Origin of the sequence: Rodentibacter sp. JRC1, assembly GCF_020521555.1 — a bacterium.
GTDB lineage: Bacteria > Pseudomonadota > Gammaproteobacteria > Enterobacterales > Pasteurellaceae > Rodentibacter > Rodentibacter abscessus.
On the sequence record NZ_BPWA01000001.1, the window covers coordinates 1,845,790 to 1,867,154 of the forward strand.

Genomic DNA, 21,365 nt, shown 5'->3' on the forward strand with positions numbered 1-21,365 from the left:
GAGCCCCCATTATTCCGATAAACTCGTCACAATTTTTTTACAAACGGAGAACGACATGTCACAGAATGATTCAGGACAGGATCCTTGGGGCAAGCCGGGGCAGAGCAATGAGCAAAAGCCCGACAATTCATCAAATAACGGATGGGATTCAAATCAAAATCGCGGTAAGCAAGAGCAATCGCCGCCGGATATAGAAGAAATCTTTAACAACTTACTGAAAAAACTGGGTGGTGGTAAAAAGAGCGGTCAAAATCATGGCAGTTCTAACAACACACCTTCCACACCGCTCAATTTTGGCAAGGCTTTACCCATTGCTGTTATATTAGGCGCGATCATTTGGGGGGCAAGTGGTTTCTACACGATAAAAGAAGCGGAACGTGGTGTAGTGTTGCGTTTCGGCGAACTACATTCCATTGTTCAACCTGGATTAAATTGGAAGCCGACTTTTGTGGATAAAGTTTTACCGGTGAATGTCGAGCAAGTGAAAGAATTGAAAACACAAGGCTCGATGTTGACGCAGGATGAAAATATGGTGAAAGTTGAAATGACCGTGCAGTACCGAGTGCAAGATCCGGCTAAATATCGTTTCAGCGTAACGAACGCAGATGACAGTTTAAACCAAGCAACGGATAGTGCGCTACGCTATGTGATAGGCCATATGACAATGGACGATATTCTTACCACCGGTCGTGCTGTCGTGCGTGAAAACACATGGAAAGCATTGAATGAAATTATCAAACCTTATGATATGGGAATTGAAGTTATTGACGTGAATTTCCAATCTGCACGTCCACCGGAAGAAGTAAAAGACGCCTTTGATGATGCGATCAAAGCACAAGAAGATGAACAGCGTTTTATTCGTGAAGCGGAAGCTTATGCCCGCGAAAAAGAGCCGATTGCACGTGGTGATGCACAACGTATCATAGAGGAAGCTACGGCTTATAAAGATCGTATCGTATTGGATGCACAAGGTGAAGTGGAGCGTTTGCAGCGTTTATTGCCAGAATTTAAAGCATCACCGGATTTATTACGTGAGCGTTTATATATCCAGACAATGGAAAAAGTGATGGCTAATACACCAAAAGTGATGCTTGATGGAAACAATGGCAATAACTTAACGGTGTTACCGCTTGAGCAACTTATGGGGAAAAAAGCAGCAAATAAAGCACAAAGTGCGGTAGATTATTCGCCTGTTTTATCACAGCCGGAGCCTCAGCAATCTCAAACCCAACCGACAACGGTAGAATCAATTCGCCAAGGGAGATTTAATTAATGCGTAAATTTTTATTACCTATTATTTTTGTTCTCGTTGCGGTGATCTATTCCAGTATTGTTGTAGTCACTGAGGGTACGCGTGGCATTATGTTGCGTTTTAATAAAGTGCAGCGTGATGCGGATAATAAAGTGGTAGTTTATGAACCGGGTTTACATTTCAAAGTACCGCTCATTGACACCATTAAAGTGTTAGATGCTCGTATTCGTACTTTAGATGGTTCCGCTACCCGTTTTGTTACCGTAGAGAAAAAAGACCTATTGGTTGATTCCTATGTAAAATGGAAAATCAGTGATTTTGGTCGTTTCTATACTTCAACCGGTGGTGGTGATTACAACCAAGCGGCAAGTTTATTGAGCCGTAAAGTAAATGACCGTCTGCGTTCCGAAATCGGTACGCGTACCATCAAAGACATTGTTTCAGGTACGCGTGGTGAATTGATGGAAGGGGCTAAAAAGGCATTAAACTCCGGACAAGATAGCACGGCAGAATTGGGTATTGAAGTGGTTGATGTTCGCGTGAAACAAATTAATTTACCGGATGAAGTTTCTTCTTCCATTTATCAACGTATGCGCGCAGAACGTGATGCGGTTGCACGTGAGCATCGTTCACAGGGTAAAGAAAAAGCCGCATTTATTCAGGCTGATGTTGATCGTAAGGTAACATTAATTCTTGCCAATGCAAATAAAACGGCTCAGGAGTTACGTGGTTCCGGTGATGCAACGGCTGCAAAACTTTATTCTGATGCATTTTCTCAAAATCCTCAGTTCTTCAGCTTTATACGTAGCTTAAAAGCTTATGAGGCAAGTTTTGCAAATTCGGATAATATGATGATCTTAAAACCGGATAGTGATTTTTTCCGTTTTATGCAAGCACCGAAAAAGTAGCTTTAAAATCGTAAGATAAAAGTGCGGTCAAATTGACCGCGCTTTTCTGTTTGAGTTATTTTTGAGCAGTCAAAGCAAATTTTATTATTTTTTATTTGACAGTCTTTTATAAATCCGTAGAATACGCCGCGTTGTCTGGTAACAGACAAATGCGGGAATAGCTCAGTTGGTAGAGCACGACCTTGCCAAGGTCGGGGTCGCGAGTTCGAGCCTCGTTTCCCGCTCCAATTTGCCCGAGTGGTGGAATCGGTAGACACAAGGGATTTAAAATCCCTCGCCTTTCGAGGCGTGCCAGTTCAAGTCTGGCTTCGGGCACCATTTTATAAAATTCCATTTTTATAAAAAACTCCTTTAAAATCCTATACTTGGGTCGTTAGCTCAGTCGGTAGAGCAGCGGACTTTTAATCCGTTGGTCGAAGGTTCGAATCCTTCACGACCCACCAATTATTCAATTCAATATCTACTCTCTTGTCAAGGTTCAATACTCCTTAACTTATTTTAATTCAATCGATTGATTCTTTAAATAATGTCTAAACTCTAAGTAATACACAGTATGGAGCAATGGTTAAAGAGTATTGACAATTATGATGTCATTGCTCTTATCTGAAGTTGCGTTAAATTTATATCAGTATGTTTTCTGGACGCAACTTGATTAAATTCCTGCAAAATGATCTTATGAAAATGTTCATAGATACCATTTATATCTGTGTAAGAAACTTTCGTTTTGATATGTTGAATGTCGTTGCAACGATATCTGCCTAAGTAATGACGGTTTTCATTCTTCGAGCTTATCTAGACAGATATTTATTGGTAAATCCATTCAACGCCTGTCTTTAAACCATAAACCATATTTTGGTTCATTCCCGTTACTTTATTAAATTTCTGAGTATCGGTTTAAGTATTAATCATTCTCAATTTTATTTTTGATTTATATCAAAAAAAAGTTATTTATTTCCTTTTGAAGGATAAAAATACTTTCTTTTCTAGATCTATTCTTGTAGATTTCACGGAATTTTCACTTCTGTCATAGTTATTAATATTATAAAGGAAGGAAGTAGTGGTATTAAATATCATACTATCTTTCAAATGACAGACAAAAAACTGTTGTTTTTGTGATTTTCGATATAAGAGTTTAACAAAATTAGACCGTCATATTAAATAATCTAAAATTTTAAAAGGAGATAAGTCATTGAGTGTTAATAACATAAATGCCCCATTTGAGACCTTAGGGCATATCGCTTGGCTGTGGGCAAATTCCCCACTACACCGAAATTGGTCACTTTCTTTACTCGCAATTAATACATTGCCTGCTATTCATCATAATCAATACGTTTTATTAATGCGTAATAATTTTCCTGTTGCATTTTGTAGCTGGGCAAATCTAAGTTTAGAAAATGAAGTGAAATATCTTGATGATGTCGCTTCATTATCTGCAGAAGACTGGAATTCCGGTGAGAGAAAATGGTTTATTGATTGGATTGCTCCTTTTGGTGATAACGGGGCGTTATATAAACACATGCGCAAGCTTTTTGCACATGATGTATTTCGTGCTATCAGGGTAGAACCTAATGGTAAAACAGGAAAAATAGTTGAGTTTCACGGAGGTAAAATTGACAAAAAACTAGCAAGTAAAATTTTTCAACAATATCACTTTGAGCTAATGAGTGAGCTAAAAACAAAACCGGATTTTAAATTTTCAATTCTTAAAGAAGGAGAATAGTATATGGCGAATCTACAATCAAAACTCGCTAATGTCAAACAAAGTGCAGCAGCAAAAGCTGCAGCAACTAAACAAGCGCTACAAAAAGCGGCAGAACGTGCTAAGCAAGCCGGAAAAAAACTCATTTTATATGTTCCAAAAGATTATGAAGGACAAGGCTCCAGCCTAAATGAATTAGTTAAGGCTGCAGATGACTTAGGTATTGAAGTTCATCGTTCAGAAAAAAATTCAACCGCTTTAGCTAAAGAAATTTTTGGCACCGGCGAACAATTATTAGGGTTAACTGAACGTGGTTTAGCGTTATTTGCCCCTACAATAGATAAATTATTGAGTAAATATAATTTTTCTAATAGTGCTGGGAACCTTGCTAACCATACCTCAAAAGCTGCAAGCGTATTATCTACATTACAAAATTTCTTAGGAACTGCGTTATCAAGTATGGATCTTGATGAACTAATTCAACGACGCAAAAATGGCGAAAAAATAGGCGGCGAAGAATTGGCAAAAGCAAGTATAGATTTAATTAATCAGCTTGTTGATACCGCTTCTAGTATTGTGAGTAATCTTGATTCTTTTTCAAGTCAACTAAACAAGTTAGGCGATGCGTTATCTCAAACTAAGCATTTAGGTAATGTTGGTAATAAATTGAAAAATTTACCCAATTTTGGCAATGTAGGTTCAGGGATTGAAGCATTATCCGGTGTTTTATCAGCGGTTTCTGCTGCTTTTATTCTTGCCGATAAAAAAGGAGATAAAGGCACACAAGCGGCAGCAGGTGTTGAATTATCAGCTAAAGTATTAGGTAATGTAGGTAAGGCGGTATCTAAATATATTATTGCCTATCGTGTAGCAAGAGGATTATCTACCAGTGCTGCGAGTGCTGGGTTAATTGCTTCAATGGTGACTTTGGCTATTAGTCCTCTTTCTTTTCTCAATGTAGCCAGCCAATTTGATCGAGCTAAAGAATTAGAAAAACTTTCGCAACGCTTTAAGAAATTTGGCTATGAAGGAGATGCTTTACTTGCCTCGTTTCATCGAGAATCCGGAACAATAGAAGCAGCCTTAACAACTATTAATACTGTAATGAATGCTATTTCTGCAGGAGTAAGTGCTGCATCAGCGGCTTCTTTAGTTGGTGCTCCGGTTAGCTTATTAGTTGGTGCGATCACAAGTATTATTTCCGGTATCCTTGAAGCATCAAAACAAGCAATGTTTGAGCATATTGCAGATAAGTTAGCAAGTGAAATTGCTGAATGGGAGAAAAAAAATGGCGGTAAAAATTATTTTGAGAACGGGTATGATTCTCGACATGCCGAATATATAGCTGAAAAGGCTTTAGAAAAATTCTCAGAGCTTGCGAAGGAATATAAGACTCAGCGCTCCCTTGCCATTATTCAGCAACATTGGGATGAAAATATCGGAGAACTGGCAGGAGTTACTCGAAATGGCGCACGGATCAAAAGTGGCAAAGGATATGCTGAATTATATGAAGACGGAAAAATCAAAAGTATGAATGTAGATCAGTATAAACAAGTTGTTTTTGATCCATTAAAAGGAAATATTGCCTTACCGGATAGTGATAAATCGACTTCCCTATCCTTTGTTAGACCGACGTTTGCCCCTGGAGAAGAGATTCGTTCAAGAAAACAAGAAGGTAAATATGAGTATATGACAAGCCTACTCGTTAAGGGGGTTGATAGATGGGTTGTTACCGGGGTTCAAAATGCATCCGGTGTTTACGATTATGCTAATTTGATACAGTTTATGTATGCAGGTTATTCGGATTTAACCAAGGGGGGGCGACAATATCGCGAGCTTAAAATTGTATCAAATCTAGGAAAAAGAAATGATACGGTTTTCCTTGGAGCCGGTTCATCAGAAGTGAATGCCGGGGAAGGACATGATACCGTTTATTATAATAAAACGGAAACAGGCTATTTAACCGTTGATGGTCGAAATGCTACTCAAGCAGGGAATTATACTGTATCAAAAGGGTTGGGTGGAGATGTAAAAATTCTACAAGAGGTTGTTAAAGAGCAAAAAGTTAGAAGAGGAAAATCAACTGAGACCTTACAATATCGTCATTATGAAATGGCACATAGTCATAACCATAATTTAAAAGCTGTAGATAAATTAAACTCTGTAGAAGAGATCTTCGGTGGAATGAAGAACGATACTTTCTATGGTAGTAAATTTAATGATATTTTCCACGGCGGTAAAGGTAATGATGTGCTAGAAGGAAATGACGGCGATGATCGCCTCTATGGAGATAGTGGTGATGATATCCTCAGAGGTGGAAATGGTAATGACCGTCTTTCCGGTGGTGAAGGTAATGATAAATTGTTCGGAGGACAAGGAAACGATTTTCTTGATGGAGGAGATGGTGACGATGAGTTACAAACACTAGGTGGTAAGAATGATAAAAATATCTTACTAGGTGGAGCCGGTAATGATAAATTATACGGTAGTACCGGCGATGATTTATTAGATGGTGGAACTGGTAATGATCTCATGTATGGTGGTTTGGGTAATGATATTTACCGTTATAAGGATGGTTATGGAAATCATATTATTGAAGATAATGGTGGTTATGATAAATTGAGTTTAGCTAACCTCACTTTCAGAGATGTGTATTTCCAAAGAGATGGGGATAATCTAGTTATGACTACAATGACACAATCTAGATCTACCATTACATTTAAAAATTGGTTTAAAAAACCAGACAGAGATAGTTCAGACAATAAAATCGAAGAAATTATTGATAAAGACGGAAGAGTTTTGACTCATCAGGAGCTTGATAAGTTTATTAATGATAGTGCTAAAGCTAAAGGAGGTAGTGATACGCATTTTTCCTGGTATTATACATACCCAAAACAAGAAGCTTTGACTTCATTAGGAAATGATATTCAAAAAATTATTTCTTCAGTCGGCAATTTTGGAGGCGATTCAGCTAAACCGGTCGCGGCTTCACTGTACTCTTCTATGCCAACACCATTTAATACTTATAATAATACCTTAGCTGCTTCGGCTGCTTAATCTTTTGTTAATAAAGGCAATCCTGTTTTAGATAGGATTGCCCTTTTATTTGTTTAGGGAGACATAATGAATTTTACTGAACAGCAAGATTGTGGATTATATGCCTTACAAGTTTTAGCTCAATATCATAATATTGCAATTAATCCGGAAGAAATAAAACATAAATTTGATCTTGATGGGAAAGGTTTAGATATTACGGCTTGGTTATTAGCTGCTAAATCTTTAGAACTTAGAGCCAAAAAAGTAAAGAAACCTATAGAGCGCTTAGACTTTATTTATTTACCTGCATTAATTTGGCGAAATGACGGTAAGCACTTTATTCTAACAAAAATTAATAAGGCAACGGATCAATATCTGATTTTTGATTTAGTACAACATAATGCTAGGATACTTACAAAAGAGGAATTTCAGCAAGCTTATGAGGGAAATGTAATTCTTATTACTTCTCGTGCCTCAATAATCGGAAAATTAGCAAAATTTGATTTTACTTGGTTTATTCCAGCTGTCATTAAATATCGGAAGATATTTATAGAAACGCTCGTTGTTTCTATTTTCTTACAATTATTTGCATTAATTACACCGCTTTTCTTCCAAGTGGTAATGGATAAAGTACTTGTTCATCGAGGGTTTTCTACCCTGAATATCATTACATTCTCACTGGCAATCGTCGTATTATTTGAGATTGTATTAAATGGTTTACGCACTTATATTTTTGCTCATAGTACCAGTCGAATTGATGTTGAATTAGGAGCAAAACTTTTCCGACACCTACTCGCATTACCCATATCGTATTTTGAAAATCGTCGTGTTGGAGATACCGTTGCTCGAGTCAGGGAATTAGATCAAATTCGTAATTTTCTGACAGGACAAGCACTAACTTCTATTTTGGATTTACTGTTTTCCTTCATATTTTTTGCCGTAATGTGGTATTACAGCCCCAAATTAACACTTGTTATTTTATTTTCTTTACCTTTTTATGCAGGTTGGTCTATTTTTATTAGTCCTATTTTACGTCGTCGTTTAGATGAAAAATTTGCTCGAAACGCAGATAACCAATCTTTTTTAGTAGAGTCCGTTACTGCGATAAATACGATAAAATCAATGGCGGTTTCTCCTCAAATGACTCAAATTTGGGATAAACAATTAGCAGGCTATGTTGCCGCAGGCTTTAAAGTAACGACATTAGCAACTATCGGGCAGCAAGGAATCCAATTAATTCAAAAAGCTGTAATGGTCATTAATTTATGGTTAGGCGCTCATTTAGTAATATCCGGTGATCTGAGTATCGGTCAATTAATTGCATTCAATATGCTTGCTGGGCAGATTATTGCTCCGGTAATACGATTGGCTCAAATATGGCAAGATTTTCAGCAAGTTGGTATTTCCGTTAGCCGTTTAGGAGATGTTCTTAATTCACCAACAGAAAGTTACCAAGGAAAACTTGCTTTACCGGAAATTAAAGGCGATATCACATTTCGTAATATTCTTTTTCGTTATAAACCCGATGCCCCTTTAATTCTAAATAATGTCAATTTATCTATTCAACAAGGGGAAGTAATTGGAATTGTCGGGCGTTCCGGTTCCGGAAAAAGTACACTCACAAAGTTAATTCAACGTTTTTACATTCCTGAAAACGGTCAGGTATTGATTGATGGACATGATTTAGCCCTTGCTGATCCAAACTGGTTACGCAGACAAGTTGGTGTCGTATTACAAGATAACGTACTTCTGAATCGCAGTATTCGTGACAATATTGCCTTGAGCAATCCCGGAATGGCGATGGAAAAAATTATCAGTGCAGCAAAATTAGCCGGAGCTCACGAATTTATTTCAGAACTGAGAGAAGGATACAACACTTTAGTTGGAGAACAAGGAGCAGGTCTATCTGGCGGACAACGACAACGCATTGCCATTGCAAGAGCATTGGTTAATAACCCTAAAATTCTGATTTTTGATGAAGCGACAAGTGCCTTAGATTATGAATCAGAACATATCATTATGCGTAATATGCATCAGATTTGTAAAAATCGAACGGTGATTATTATTGCACATCGTTTATCCACAGTAAAAAATGCAGATCGGATCATTGTAATGGAAAAAGGACAAATTGTAGAGCAAGGTAAACATAAAGAATTATTATTAAATCCTGAAGGTCTATACCATTATTTATATCAACTACAATCAGATTAAAATATATTATAAAGAGGAGAAACATGAAAACATGGCTAATGGGCGTTTATGAATTTTTCTTACGTTATAAAAGCATATGGCGTGATACTTGGAAAATTCGGCATGAACTTGATAGCCCGATTCGAGAAAAAGATGAACATGAGTTTTTACCTGCTCATTTGGAATTAATTGAAACACCGGTTTCAAAAAAACCAAGGGCAATAGCCTATTTTATTATGGCTTTTTTAGTACTTGCACTCATTTTATCTATTTGGGGGAAAGTTGAAATCGTTGCAACGGCAGGAGGAAAGCTTGTTTATAATGGGCATAGTAAGGAAATAAAGCCGATTGAAAATGCCATAGTCGATAAGATTCTGGTTAAAGAAGGGGATAAAGTGCAACAAGGAGATATACTCCTAAAATTAACCGCACTTGGCGCAGATGCAGATGCCCTAAAAACACATTCCTCTTTACAACAAATGAAGCTGGAACAATATCGTTATCAGCTTTTATCCCAAGCAATTGAAAAAGGTTACCTTCCCCCTTTTGAATTGCCTAAAGAGAGAATATTTGAAGATCTTGATGAAAATACAAAGTTAAGCTTGAAAAGCTTAGTTGAAGAACAATTTTCAACTTGGCAAAAACAAAAACGCCAAAAAGCGTTAAATTTAACAAAAAAAGAAGCTGAAAAACTTACCGCTTTAGCAAGAATAAAGCGTTACGAAGGAGTATCAAAAATTGAAAAAAGTCGATTAAATGATTTCAAAATTCTATTAAAAGAAAAATCAGTCTCTAAACATGCAGTTCTTGAACAAGAGAATAAGTATCTGGAAGCCATTAACGAGCTTGCTGTATATCAATCTCAGTTACAGCAAATAGAAAATGAAATTTTATTGGCGAAAGAAGAGTATGAGCTCGTTACGCAATTATTCAAAAATGAAGTATTGGATAAATTACGTCAGGTAACAGATAATATAAAAATCTCAAGGCTGGAGTTAGATAAAAATAAACAGCGCCAACAAGCATCCGTAATTAAGGCGCCTGTATCGGGCAAAATCCAACAACTTAAAACACACACTGAAGGAGGCGTGGTAACCACCGCAGAAACCCTAATGGTTATTGTACCTGAAGAGGACACCTTAGAAGTTGTTGCTTTAATTCCAAATAAAGATATTGGGTTTGTGAATCAAGGCCAGGAGGCTATTATAAAGTTAGAAGCATTTCCTTATACGCGTTATGGCTATTTAACGGGAAAAGTTAAAAATATCAATTTAGATGCGATTGAACATCAACAGCTTGGATTAGTGTTCAGTACAATTATTAGTATTGATAAAAATACTTTATTTGCAAAAGATAAAGAAATTGCTTTAACCTCCGGGATGGCTGTAACCGCAGAGATAAAAACAGGTATGCGCACAGTAATTAGTTACCTACTTAGTCCATTAGAAGAGTCCTTTAGTGAGGGGCTGCGTGAGCGTTAGGCTCTAAGGTCATTTCAGATAACTTGTTGAAGCAAAATAAATTGTCAGCACAAATGCTGATCCATTGATTATTATAGAAAAGGGCAAGTTTTTACTTGCCCTGATTTTCTTTATTTCCAATTTTCACGCTTGGCTTTTTGTAACTTTTCGTAAGCATTTAGTAAGGCTTGATGTTCTTTGAAATTTTTCAATTCTTCATCGCTTGCGGATAAGTTATAGAACGGATTGCCTTCTTCAGCAACGGCAGCCCAAGCCTGTTGCACGGCATCTTTGCCATACATTTTTTCAAATACGGGGCGATATTGCGCAGGTTTGCGATTTTCGTCCAAATGTAACTCAATAACACTGATTAAAGCCCGATAATAATTGACACGTTCTGCGGTGAATACGGAACTATTCATATTCAATGTCCAATTTGCCCAGTCAAGTGCTTGTTCCAATTCGCCCACAGCGAGATGAAGCATGGATTTTAGTTCGCCTATGCGCAAGGTTGTCCAACCGCTGTTTTTAGGGGCAACGATACCGATAAATTCACGAACACGGGTTGCATCATCAATACCTTGTGTGTCCAATTCTTCCAACAGTTCTTGGTAAGTTTCCGCATCATGATGCCAATTCGGTAAATCAAGTAAAATTTCGCGCCAGTCCATTCCCATATTGTTATTCGCATAAATAAGATCGTCGGCGGGATAAATATCGGACATACCCGGCACGATAATACGGCAGGCATACACATCCAGATGTTGATAATCCATAATGTACACTTCTTTATTTTCCCCACGGAAAATTGCCATAAGGTTGTTATATTCTTCTTGAGTTGTGCCGCTGAAGTCCCAATCGGCAAAGTCATAATCTGATTCTTGTTTGAACAGATCCCAAGAAATCAAGCCGCTTGAATCAATAAAGTGCGTTTCAAGATTGGCATGATCGGCAACGTCATCATTATTGAAAGACGGTGGTGAAAACACATCTAAATCTTTCAAGCTGCGACCTTGTAAAAGTTCCGTTACCGTACGCTCCAGCGCCACTTGAAAATTAGGATGCGCACCGAAAGAAGCAAAGCAAGTACCGTTATTTGGGTTTAATAACACAACACAGATGACCGGATATTTACCGCCTAATGAGGCATCAAAGGCATAAATCGGAAAGCCTTCTTCTTCCAATTTTGTAATTGAGGCTTGAATGGACGGAAAGCGAGCCATCACATCGGTGGGAATTTCAGGCAAACTGATTGCTTCTGCAATGATTTTGTTTTTCACATAACGTTCAAACACTTCGGACAAACCTTGCACACGCGCTTCAAATTTGGTGTTGCCGGCAGACATTCCGTTAGAGACATAAAGGTTTGCAATGATGCTTTGTGGGATATAAACGGTTTGGCTATCGGATTGACGCACATAAGGCAATGCCACAATACCGCGCGCATCATTACCGGATTGTAAATCTACTAATAATTCCGGCGTGAGTTCACTGTTGGGATCGAAATAGCTCAATAAATAATCGTCTAAAATGCCTTCCGGTAATATCGTGTCATCTTTGATCGGAAACCATTTTTCATTCGGATAATGTACAAAATCGCCGTTTGCAATGCTTTGCCCCAAATAGAAATCGGCGAAGAAATAATTAGTGGAAAGGCGTTCAAAATACTCGCCAAGGGCAGAGGCTAAGGCGGCTTTTTGGCTTGCACCTTTACCGTTTGAAAAGCATTGAGGGCAATTTTTATCACGAATATGTACCGACCATACATTCGGCACAGGGTTGAGCCAAGAGGCTTCTTCTATATTAAAACCAAGTGCGGTCAATTTTTGTTGAAATGTTGAAATACTGTCTTCCAATGCGGCATCTTTACCGGGAATAAAAGTTTGTTCGCTCATAATGGATCTCTATCAGAAAAAGAACGAGCATAATAGGGAAGTTTCTCGGGGTTATCAAGCTTAAAGTTTATCACTTGTTTTCAGGCGGATTTAAGCGTAAATTGTCCCTGTCCGAAATGATTTTCGACAAACGACCCGATGATGAAATATTAATCCGAATAGGAGGATATGATGGCGCAAGGATTTTATGAATTAAAAACAGCAAAAGACGGTCAATTTATGTTTAATTTGAAAGCGACAAACGGACAAATTATTTTGACCAGTGAGCTTTATAAAACAAAAGCCTCTGCATTAAATGGGATTGCTTCCGTACAAAAGAATGGTATTGAAGCAAATAATTTTGAATATCGTGTTGCTAAAAATGAAAAACCTTATTTCGTTTTGAAAGCGGCAAACCATCAAGAAATTGGTCGCAGCCAATATTATTCTTCACAAGCCGCCGCTGAGAAGGGCGTTGAATCTGTCATAAATAACGCTTCCTCTGAAACGATTAAAGAAGTCGAAGAATAGTGGGTTATTTACCCTTGATTTCTTTAAATGCACTTGCCGGCTCTAAAAATGCCGGCATTTTTGACCGCACTTTTTCTGTATTGAATGTGAGAGGGGTGAGGCGTTTTTGTGCCACGATTAGGGTTAAGGGGGAGAATAAGGTTGAATAAGTTTCTTTAATGGAAAGGTTTTTTTGCTCTAGAATTTCAAAGTTGAGCAGTTCCAACCAATCTATAATTCGATAAAGGGGATATTTCCGAAAAGGGAACTCGCCAAGTTTTCGTTTAAAAATCAGCGGGCTTATCGGATTAAATGAGGAAATAAAAACCCAACCGTCATCGGTTAAAACGCGCTGTACTTCCCTTAATATTTGATGAGGATCTTGAGCAAAATTGAGCGTATTTGCAAGAAAACAGGCGTGAATTTCCTTTTGAATCAAGGGAAGATCCGTTAATTCGGCTTGAATTAAACTGTCGCTAGGCGTTAAAAGTGCGGTCAAATTTGGCGATATTTTTTCACTGATAAGTATTTGGTGGCGCATAGGTAACAGAGTTTGTACTTCCGCACTTAATGCGCCCAGTTTTAAAATCTGACAACCTAAAATTTTTTCAAGCCAAGGCTCAAAAGCCCGTTGTAATGCGTTACAATATACTTCACCTTGTGGCAGCCGTTGCCAACCTGTCGGGGCGAAAAAAGAGTGTTTTGCTTTTGCCTGTAAATTAATAAACATTGAATATCCAAATTGAAAGAGGAAGTATGCTGGTCGCTTTGCCTGCGTTGAATGATAATTACATTTGGCTTTATCAACGAGAAAATCTCCCCCTCATTATTGTCGATTTACCCGAAACGGACAAGCTCTTTACGTGGTTTGATAAGCATAATTTACCAATTGAAGCGGTGCTGCTCACTCATGAACATCATGATCACACTCAAGGTGTGGTGGCATTTAAGGCGCGTTATCCGAACGTACCGGTTTATGGTTCTCAAGAATGTGCGAAAAAAGGGGCGACACACATTGTAAATGAGGGCTACATTATTACACCAAACTATCACATTCAAGTTATTCCAACAGGCGGGCATACCGCACAACACGTGAGTTTTTTACTGGATAACCATTTATTTTGTGGTGACGCATTATTTTCAGCCGGTTGCGGCAGGGTTTTCACCAATAATTATGAACAAATGTTTGAGGGATTGCAGCGTTTAAGGGCACTGCCTGATGAAACGATTATTTGTCCGGGACACGAATATACCTTAAGCAATTTAGATTTTGCAGAAACCGTGATGGCTGATAAAAGTGCGGTTAAAAATCATCGTATTTTGGTGAAAGATTTATTTGAAAAAGGAAAACCAAGCTTACCAAGTTCTTTAAAATTGGAGAAACTTATTAATCCGTTCTTACAGGCAAAAAATTTGGAGACGTTCACCGCATTGCGAAAGGCGAAAGATGTATTCTAACTCTTTCAGGTTATTCTGAAGGGATTATTGAATGTGGATTTGCTCAATGGATTGCAATTCATTAAAATAGCGCACAGTTTTTTTATTTTTTCCGTACCTAAAAAGTGCGGTTATTTTTGAACCTATTTATGACCCTTCTTGCTCTTGGTATTAATCACAAAACCGCTTCTGTTGCCGTTCGTGAAAAAGTCGCTTTTTCAGATGAAAAGCGAAATCTTGCTTTGCAACAAATTCAAGCGCAAAACCTTGCGGAAGGGGCTGTCATTCTTTCGACTTGTAATCGCACGGAAGTGTATTTGCACCATCGTCAGATTTCACCTCAAGAATGTGATAAATGGCGAGAAAAAGTAGAAAAATGGTTTGCCGAGATTCATCAACTTCCTTTGACAGAACTTGCTCCTTCTGTTTATGCACATCAAAACCAGCAAGCTGCACAGCATTTAATGCGGGTGGCATGCGGTTTAGATTCATTGATCTTGGGCGAACCTCAAATTCTTGGGCAGGTAAAACAGGCTTTTCAGATTACAGAAACGTTCTATCAAAATGCACATTTGCCCCTTTCCGGTGAGCTTTCCCGATTGTTTCAAAAAACCTTTTCTACGGCAAAACGGGTACGCACCGAAACCAATATCGGCGAAAGTGCGGTATCTGTTGCGTATGCAGCTTGTAGTTTAGCCCGTCAAATTTTTGAATCATTACGTGATTTAAATATCTTGTTAGTGGGAGCGGGAGAAACCATTGAGTTGGTTAGTCGCCATTTGTTGCGCCATGGCGTAAAAAAATTGATGATTTCCAACCGCACTTTGGCAAGAGCCGAACAGTTGGTGGAAAAACTTGCGTCAGATACACCTATTGATGTGTTCTCCTTAGACACTTTGCAGGAAGCATTGAATCAAGCAGATATTGTAATCAGTTCAACAGGCAGCCCGAATGTGCTGATTTATCAGGAAATGGTGAAAATCGCACAGAAAAAACGCCATTATTCCCCGATGTTGTTGGTAGATATTGCCGTCCCACGAGATATCGATGAAACGGTGGCAAAACTGGATAGTGTTTATCATTACACTGTGGATGATTTACAAGATATTATTCGGCGCAATCTAAGCCAGAGAGAAGAAGCTTCTAAACAAGCTGAGGGCATTATTACTCAGGAATGTGCGGATTTCTTTGAGTGGTTGAAGGTTCGCCAATTTTCCAATTTAATCAGACACTACCGTGAAAATGCAGAACATACGCGCCAAGATTTGTTGGAAAAAGCCCTACAGCATTTACAACAAGGCGGCGATGCAGAAACGATTTTAAAAGAATTAAGCTATAAATTAATGAATAAATTGATTCATACGCCAACGCAAACAATGCAATCAATGATGAAAGCAGGTAATGCGGAAGGACTGCATTTGTTTTCCAATACGCTAAATTTTCCCTCTTCTTTTGATGATAAAAACACCTAAATTTTTAACCGCACTTTGTGGCGTCCTCCCTTTCCTCGTATCGGCGGAATATCGAACTTTTACCGATGATAATGTTACTTATGGGATTTTTCACGCAAAACCGGAAGAGGTACGCTTTCACTGGCGGGATAGTGAAGGAAAAGCTTATCGTTCACTGACAAATTTAAAGCGTGCGTTGGAAAAAAATTATCAAGTAAAGATGGTTATGAATGCCGGTATTTATAGCAAAAATAATGAGCCGGCGGGATTATGGATTGAAAATGGTAAAATATTAAACCCGTTAAATACGCGGCGGGGGAGTGGTAATTTTCACGTTCAGCCGAACGGCGTGTTTGCTTTGATAGGAAAGCAACCTTATATTCTTACAACTAAAGCCTATCAACAGAAAAAGTTAAAGCCGACGTTTGCAATGCAATCCGGTCCGATGCTATTGATTAATGGAAAAATTAATCATCAATTTAAACCGACTTTGGAAAGCTATCATAAACGCAATGCCGTATGTTTGGATAAGCAAAATCGATTATTTTTTATTTTAACCACACAAGGTCAGCCGAATCTCTATACTTTTAGTCGGGGGTTACAAAAAATCGGTTGCTATAATGCGCTCTATTTAGACGGCACAATTTCGAATTGGTACATTCCCAATGAGTTTAACAGTTTCCACTGGCATTACTTTGTCGGAATGATTTCTGTAACGGAAAAGTATAAAAAATAACAAAAGCGTTTTTTTTATAAGCAAATAAACCTTAAATTTAGATTTTTTGAAAAAAATGATTGACGAGATAGGGGCAAATCCGCATAATACGCCCCGCAAAGCCGATATGGTTGGCAAATAAATGGCTACATAGCTCAGTTGGTTAGAGCACAACACTCATAATGTTGGGGTCGCAAGTTCGAATCTCGCTGTAGCCACCATTTGCGGGACTGGCGAAATTGGTAGACGCACCAGATTTAGGTTCTGGCGCCGAGAGGTGTGTGGGTTCAAGTCCCTCGTCCCGCACCATTTATCGCTTTGTAAGTCAAAATAGTTGTTGGGGTATCGCCAAGCGGTAAGGCACCGGGTTTTGATCTCGGCATCCCTAGGTTCGAATCCTAGTACCCCAGCCATACTATCCTAAAACTTTTCTTACATTCTTATAAAAGAATTTTTATTGGGGTATCGCCAAGCGGTAAGGCACCGGGTTTTGATCTCGGCATCCCTAGGTTCGAATCCTAGTACCCCAGCCATCTTGTTTCCTTCGTGTAGGCATTTTCTATATTTTCTAATCTCATTTTTCCTCTTGCTTTGAGGTATAAAAAAATGCGGTCAAAATTAACCGCACTTTTAGGCATTAAGTTAATGTTCTCTTGTTTTGAAAAATGCTATATCGGGGTAACGCTCTTGCGCTAAGTTTAAATTAACCATTGTTGGGGCGATATAGGTTAAGTTATCACCTCCGTCTAAGGCTAAGTTTTGTTCGTTCTTGCGTTTAAATTCTTCAAATTTTTTCGCATCACTGCATTCTACCCAGCGAGCCGTGGCGACATTGACATTTTCGTAAATCGCTTCTACGTTATATTCCGTTTTTAGGCGGGAAACGACAACATCAAACTGTAACACACCGACTGCTCCTACAATTAAATCATTGTTTATTAATGGGCGGAATACTTGTACTGCACCTTCTTCCGAAAGTTGTACCAAACCCTTTAACAATTGTTTTTGTTTGAGCGGATCTTTTAAACGAATACGGCGGAATAGTTCCGGTGCAAAGTTTGGGATTCCTGTAAATTTTAACGTTTCACCTTGAGTGAAGGTATCGCCGATTTGGATTGTACCGTGATTGTGTAAACCGATAATATCACCGGCATAGGCTTCTTCTGCGTGTGAACGATCGCCTGCCATAAAGGTTAATGCATCAGAAATGACGACATCTTTACCGATACGAACGTGTTTAAGCTTCATTCCTTTCTCATATTTACCGGACACCACCCGCATAAAAGCAACGCGGTCGCGGTGTTTCGGATCCATATTTGCTTGGATTTTAAAGACAAAACCTGAAAATTTTTCTTCCGAGCTTTCTACCGTGCGAGTATCCGCTTGGCGGGGTTGCGGCTTAGGCGCCCATTCTGTTAATCCGTCAAGGAAGTGATCGACACCGAAGTTACCTAATGCAGTCCCGAAGAATACGGGAGTGAGTTCGCCTTTAATGAAAGCCTCGTGTTCAAATTCATTGCTTGCTCCCTGCACTAACTCCAATTCATCACGTAGCTGTTGTGCTAAATCATCGCCTACCGCCGCATCTAATTCAGGATTATCCAAGCCTTTAACAATACGTACTTCCTGAATAGTTGAGCCTTGTCCTGATTGATAGAGGTAGGTTTCATCCTTGCCGATGTGATACACGCCTTTGAACAATTTGCCACAGCCGATTGGCCACGTGATGGGGGCACAACGGATTTTTAATATGTTTTCCACTTCATCCAATAATTCCATCGGATCGCGAATATCCCGGTCGAGTTTGTTCATAAAGGTGATAATCGGTGTATCACGCAAACGGGTAACTTCCATTAATTTAATCGTGCGTTCCTCAACCCCTTTGGCGGAATCAATCACCATCAAGCAGCTATCTACTGCGGTTAAAGTGCGGTAGGTATCTTCCGAGAAATCTTCATGCCCCGGAGTATCCAATAAGTTCACTAAGCAATCATTGTAAGGGAATTGCATTACGGAAGTGGTAATGGAAATTCCACGTTGTTTTTCCATTTCCATCCAGTCGGATTTTGCATGGGCGGTAGAACCTTTGCCTTTTACTGCTCCCGCCGTTTGGATCGCATTTCCGTATAAAAGCACTTTTTCGGTAATGGTTGTTTTACCCGCATCCGGGTGGGAAATAATCGCAAAAGTGCGGCGTTTGTTTACTTCTTCTAAAGGATAACTCATGATTTTTTCTTCGTTCAATTAAAAATGCGGGCTATTTTCGCTGATTTTGAGATTTTGCTCAAATCAAATTGGGAAAAACAACAAATTTCATTGTTTTTACAAAAATAGCAAACGTTTGCTTAAAAAGTGCGGTACAATGTGCGGCGATTTTTTATTGCGATAAAAAGGTTCAAACCAATGATACAAAATAATCCGACATTGAGTCTTAAAAAAATTTATTCAGGAAAAGTACGTGATCTTTATGAAATAGATGATAAACGTATGCTTATGGTGGCGACTGATCGCCTATCTGCGTTTGATGTGATTTTAGATGAACCGATTCCCCGAAAAGGTGAAATTCTCACGCAAATTTCTAATTTTTGGTTTAATAAACTGGCACATATTATGCCGAATCATTTCACCGGCGATTCCGTTTACGATGTGCTACCGAAAGAAGAGGCGGATTTAGTAAAAGATCGTGCGGTAGTATGTAAACGATTAAATCCGATAAAAATCGAATCTATTGTGCGTGGTTATTTAACGGGCAGCGGTTTAAAAGATTATCAACAAACCGGCACGATTTGCGGTTTGAAATTACCTGAGGGATTAGTCGAAGCGAGCAAATTGCCGGAGCCGATTTTTACCCCATCCAGTAAAGAAGAAGTGGGTAATCACGATATTAACATTAGTTATGCGGAATGTGAGAAATTAATCGGTGCGGATTTAGCGGCTCAAGTGAAGGAAAAAGCCATTGCGCTTTATACGGTGGCAGCGGAATATGCTTTAACCAAAGGCATCATTATTTGTGATACCAAATTTGAGTTCGGTTTAGATGAAAAGGGAACGTTAACCTTAATGGATGAAGTGCTTACACCGGATTCAAGCCGTTTTTGGGCGATTGATACTTATAAAGAAGGGATCAATCCCCCGTCTTTTGATAAACAGTTTGTACGCGATTGGTTAGAAACCAGCGGTTGGAACAAACAACCACCGGCACCGAAAGTACCGGCGGATGTAATTGAAAAAACCGTAGCTAAATATCAAGAAGCCTTAGATCTTTTAACGCAATAAGCGACAAAATCCCTGCAAGAAAGGCAGGGATTTTTGTGCGTGAGAGAGAAGGTAATAATGAATAAAAGTTGTGGATATAATATGGAAATCACTAGACAAAAATAAAAAGTGCGGTTATATTTTTGCGAGTTTTTATTCATATAAAGTGATTAAATATTCAAATTCATTGTCAGTAAGGAAAAAATATGTCAAATACTATTTTACAGGGTTTACCTAAAGGTCAAAAAGTAGGAATCGCTTTCTCCGGCGGTTTAGATACCAGTGCGGCATTACTTTGGATGCGTCAAAAAGGTGCGGTGCCTTATGCCTACACCGCAAATTTAGGGCAACCGGATGAAGATGATTACAATGCTATTCCGAAAAAAGCGATGGCTTACGGTGCGGAAAACGCACGTTTAATTGATTGTCGTGCGCAATTGGTTCACGAGGGGATTGCGGCGATTCAATGTGGTGCGTTTCATATTTCTACAGGTGGTATCCCTTACTTCAACACAACACCGCTTGGCCGTGCGGTAACGGGTACAATGCTTGTGGCGGCAATGAAAGAAGATGATGTCAATATCTGGGGTGATGGTTCTACCTTTAAAGGGAATGATATTGAACGTTTCTATCGCTACGGTTTATTAACCAATCCGAAATTAAAAATTTACAAACCTTGGTTGGATGATCAATTTATCCACGAATTGGGTGGTCGTTTTGAAATGTCCCAATTCCTTATTGAAAATGGTTTCGACTATAAAATGTCGGTAGAAAAAGCCTATTCAACGGATTCAAATATGCTTGGTGCAACTCACGAAGCTAAAGATTTAGAAGAATTAAGTACCGGTATGAAGATTGTGAAACCGATTATGGGGGTTGCATTCTGGGATGAAAGTGTAGAAATCAAACCTGAAACCGTCACAGTCACTTTTGAAGAAGGTGTGCCGGTCGAATTAAACGGCAAACGTTTTGATGATGCCGTAGAAATGATGCTTGAAGCAAATCGTATCGGTGGTCGTCACGGTTTAGGTATGTCGGATCAAATTGAGAACCGTATTATTGAAGCAAAATCCCGCGGTATTTATGAAGCGCCGGGAATGGCATTGTTACATATCGCTTATGAACGCCTATTAACCGGTATTCATAATGAAGATACGATTGAGCAATACCGCATTAACGGTTTACGCTTAGGTCGCCTATTGTATCAAGGTCGTTGGTTTGATCCGCAAGCATTAATGCTACGTGAAACGGCACAACGTTGGGTCGCGAAAGCAATTACCGGTACGGTAACCTTAGAATTACGCCGTGGTAACGATTTTACAATTCTAAATACCGAGTCACCGAATTTAACCTATGAAGCAGAACGCTTAAGTATGGAAAAAGTAGAAGATGCACCGTTTGATCCGATTGATCGTATCGGTCAATTAACCATGCGTAACTTAGATGTCGCGGATACGCGTGGCAAATTAGGTATTTATGCCGAAACCGGGTTGCTTTTGGTTGGTAAGGATTCTGTGTTACCACAGTTAGGTAAAAAATAATAATGTTGATATGAATAACCGCACAAAAGTGCGGTTA

At 38.8% G+C, this 21,365-nt stretch carries 15 protein-coding genes and 7 tRNA genes; 19 read left to right on the plus strand and 3 right to left on the minus strand.

The genetic code is table 11. The annotated features are described in order from the left end of the window. The first annotated feature begins 55 nt into the window (after positions 1–55). From hflK to HEMROJRC1_RS08490, 9 genes are all read left to right on the plus strand, one after another. Entirely contained in the window at positions 56–1,273 is a 1,218-nt protein-coding gene (gene hflK, locus HEMROJRC1_RS08450; protein ID WP_226692498.1) for an FtsH protease activity modulator HflK, read from the plus strand. Continuing rightward, positions 1,273–2,160 carry a protease modulator HflC gene (hflC, locus tag HEMROJRC1_RS08455; RefSeq protein ID WP_226692499.1) on the plus strand — a complete coding sequence of 296 codons (888 nt, stop codon included), beginning with the start codon at positions 1,273–1,275 and terminating at the stop codon, positions 2,158–2,160. The genes hflK and hflC overlap by 1 nt, the downstream gene beginning before the upstream one ends. A gap of 151 nt (positions 2,161–2,311) precedes the next feature. Continuing rightward, positions 2,312–2,387, plus strand: a tRNA-Gly gene (locus HEMROJRC1_RS08460). 4 nt (positions 2,388–2,391) lie between these two features. Then, positions 2,392–2,478, plus strand: a tRNA-Leu gene (locus HEMROJRC1_RS08465). A 49-nt stretch (positions 2,479–2,527) separates the two neighbouring features. Beyond that, positions 2,528–2,603, plus strand: a tRNA-Lys gene (locus HEMROJRC1_RS08470). A 761-nt stretch (positions 2,604–3,364) separates the two neighbouring features. After that, entirely contained in the window at positions 3,365–3,880 is a 516-nt protein-coding gene (locus HEMROJRC1_RS08475; RefSeq protein ID WP_304621905.1) for a toxin-activating lysine-acyltransferase, read from the plus strand. Between the two features lie 3 nt (positions 3,881–3,883). Beyond that, positions 3,884–6,916 (plus strand): RTX family hemolysin, encoded by a 3,033-nt coding sequence (locus tag HEMROJRC1_RS08480; protein ID WP_226692501.1) that lies wholly within the window; start codon positions 3,884–3,886, stop codon positions 6,914–6,916. A gap of 66 nt (positions 6,917–6,982) precedes the next feature. Beyond that, positions 6,983–9,106 (plus strand): type I secretion system permease/ATPase, encoded by a 2,124-nt coding sequence (locus HEMROJRC1_RS08485; protein WP_226692502.1) that lies wholly within the window; start codon positions 6,983–6,985, stop codon positions 9,104–9,106. Positions 9,107–9,129: 23 nt separating this feature from the next. Beyond that, positions 9,130–10,566, plus strand: a complete 1,437-nt coding sequence (locus HEMROJRC1_RS08490) for an HlyD family type I secretion periplasmic adaptor subunit (protein ID WP_226692503.1) — start codon at positions 9,130–9,132, stop codon at positions 10,564–10,566. A gap of 110 nt (positions 10,567–10,676) precedes the next feature. Here HEMROJRC1_RS08490 and ycaO read toward each other — a convergent pair whose 3' ends face one another. Next, entirely contained in the window at positions 10,677–12,440 is a 1,764-nt protein-coding gene (ycaO, locus tag HEMROJRC1_RS08495; RefSeq protein ID WP_226692504.1) for a 30S ribosomal protein S12 methylthiotransferase accessory factor YcaO, read from the minus strand. A gap of 171 nt (positions 12,441–12,611) precedes the next feature. On the opposite strand from ycaO, the gene HEMROJRC1_RS08500 reads away from it, so the two are divergent. After that, a complete protein-coding gene (locus HEMROJRC1_RS08500; protein ID WP_226692965.1) occupies positions 12,612–12,950 on the plus strand; it encodes a YegP family protein in 339 nt (112 codons plus the stop codon). Between the two features lie 4 nt (positions 12,951–12,954). On the opposite strand, the gene HEMROJRC1_RS08505 is transcribed toward HEMROJRC1_RS08500, so the two are convergent. Continuing rightward, the gene (locus HEMROJRC1_RS08505) at positions 12,955–13,659 is read right to left on the minus strand and encodes a class I SAM-dependent methyltransferase (protein ID WP_226692505.1); all 705 of its coding nucleotides are present in this window, start codon (positions 13,657–13,659) and stop codon (positions 12,955–12,957) included. Between the two features lie 26 nt (positions 13,660–13,685). Between HEMROJRC1_RS08505 and gloB the strand changes: the two genes are divergently transcribed. The 7 genes from gloB (at position 13,686) to HEMROJRC1_RS08540 (ending at position 17,065) form a co-directional block, all read left to right on the plus strand. Then, on the plus strand, positions 13,686–14,387 hold the full coding sequence (gene gloB / locus HEMROJRC1_RS08510) for a hydroxyacylglutathione hydrolase (RefSeq protein ID WP_226692966.1): 702 nt from the start codon (positions 13,686–13,688) through the stop codon (positions 14,385–14,387). Positions 14,388–14,515: 128 nt separating this feature from the next. Continuing rightward, on the plus strand, positions 14,516–15,838 hold the full coding sequence (gene hemA, locus HEMROJRC1_RS08515) for a glutamyl-tRNA reductase (RefSeq protein WP_226692506.1): 1,323 nt from the start codon (positions 14,516–14,518) through the stop codon (positions 15,836–15,838). Further along, entirely contained in the window at positions 15,822–16,553 is a 732-nt protein-coding gene (locus tag HEMROJRC1_RS08520) for a phosphodiester glycosidase family protein (RefSeq protein WP_226692507.1), read from the plus strand. The genes hemA and HEMROJRC1_RS08520 overlap by 17 nt, the downstream gene beginning before the upstream one ends. A 123-nt stretch (positions 16,554–16,676) precedes the next feature. Then, positions 16,677–16,753, plus strand: a tRNA-Met gene (locus HEMROJRC1_RS08525). Positions 16,754–16,756: 3 nt separating this feature from the next. Next, a tRNA-Leu gene (locus HEMROJRC1_RS08530) sits at positions 16,757–16,841 on the plus strand. Positions 16,842–16,870: 29 nt separating this feature from the next. After that, a tRNA-Gln gene (locus HEMROJRC1_RS08535) sits at positions 16,871–16,945 on the plus strand. 45 nt (positions 16,946–16,990) lie between these two features. Then, positions 16,991–17,065 (plus strand) — tRNA-Gln (locus tag HEMROJRC1_RS08540). 109 nt (positions 17,066–17,174) lie between these two features. Here HEMROJRC1_RS08540 and prfC read toward each other — a convergent pair. Continuing rightward, positions 17,175–18,758, minus strand: coding sequence for a peptide chain release factor 3 (gene prfC / locus HEMROJRC1_RS08545; protein ID WP_226692508.1), 1,584 nt, complete (start codon positions 18,756–18,758; stop codon positions 17,175–17,177). Positions 18,759–18,935: 177 nt separating this feature from the next. On the opposite strand from prfC, the gene HEMROJRC1_RS08550 reads away from it, so the two are divergent. Continuing rightward, positions 18,936–19,808 (plus strand): phosphoribosylaminoimidazolesuccinocarboxamide synthase, encoded by an 873-nt coding sequence (locus HEMROJRC1_RS08550; RefSeq protein WP_226692509.1) that lies wholly within the window; start codon positions 18,936–18,938, stop codon positions 19,806–19,808. 185 nt (positions 19,809–19,993) lie between these two features. After that, the gene (gene argG / locus HEMROJRC1_RS08555) at positions 19,994–21,328 is read left to right on the plus strand and encodes an argininosuccinate synthase (protein ID WP_226692510.1); all 1,335 of its coding nucleotides are present in this window, start codon (positions 19,994–19,996) and stop codon (positions 21,326–21,328) included. The last annotated feature ends 37 nt before the right edge of the window (positions 21,329–21,365 follow it).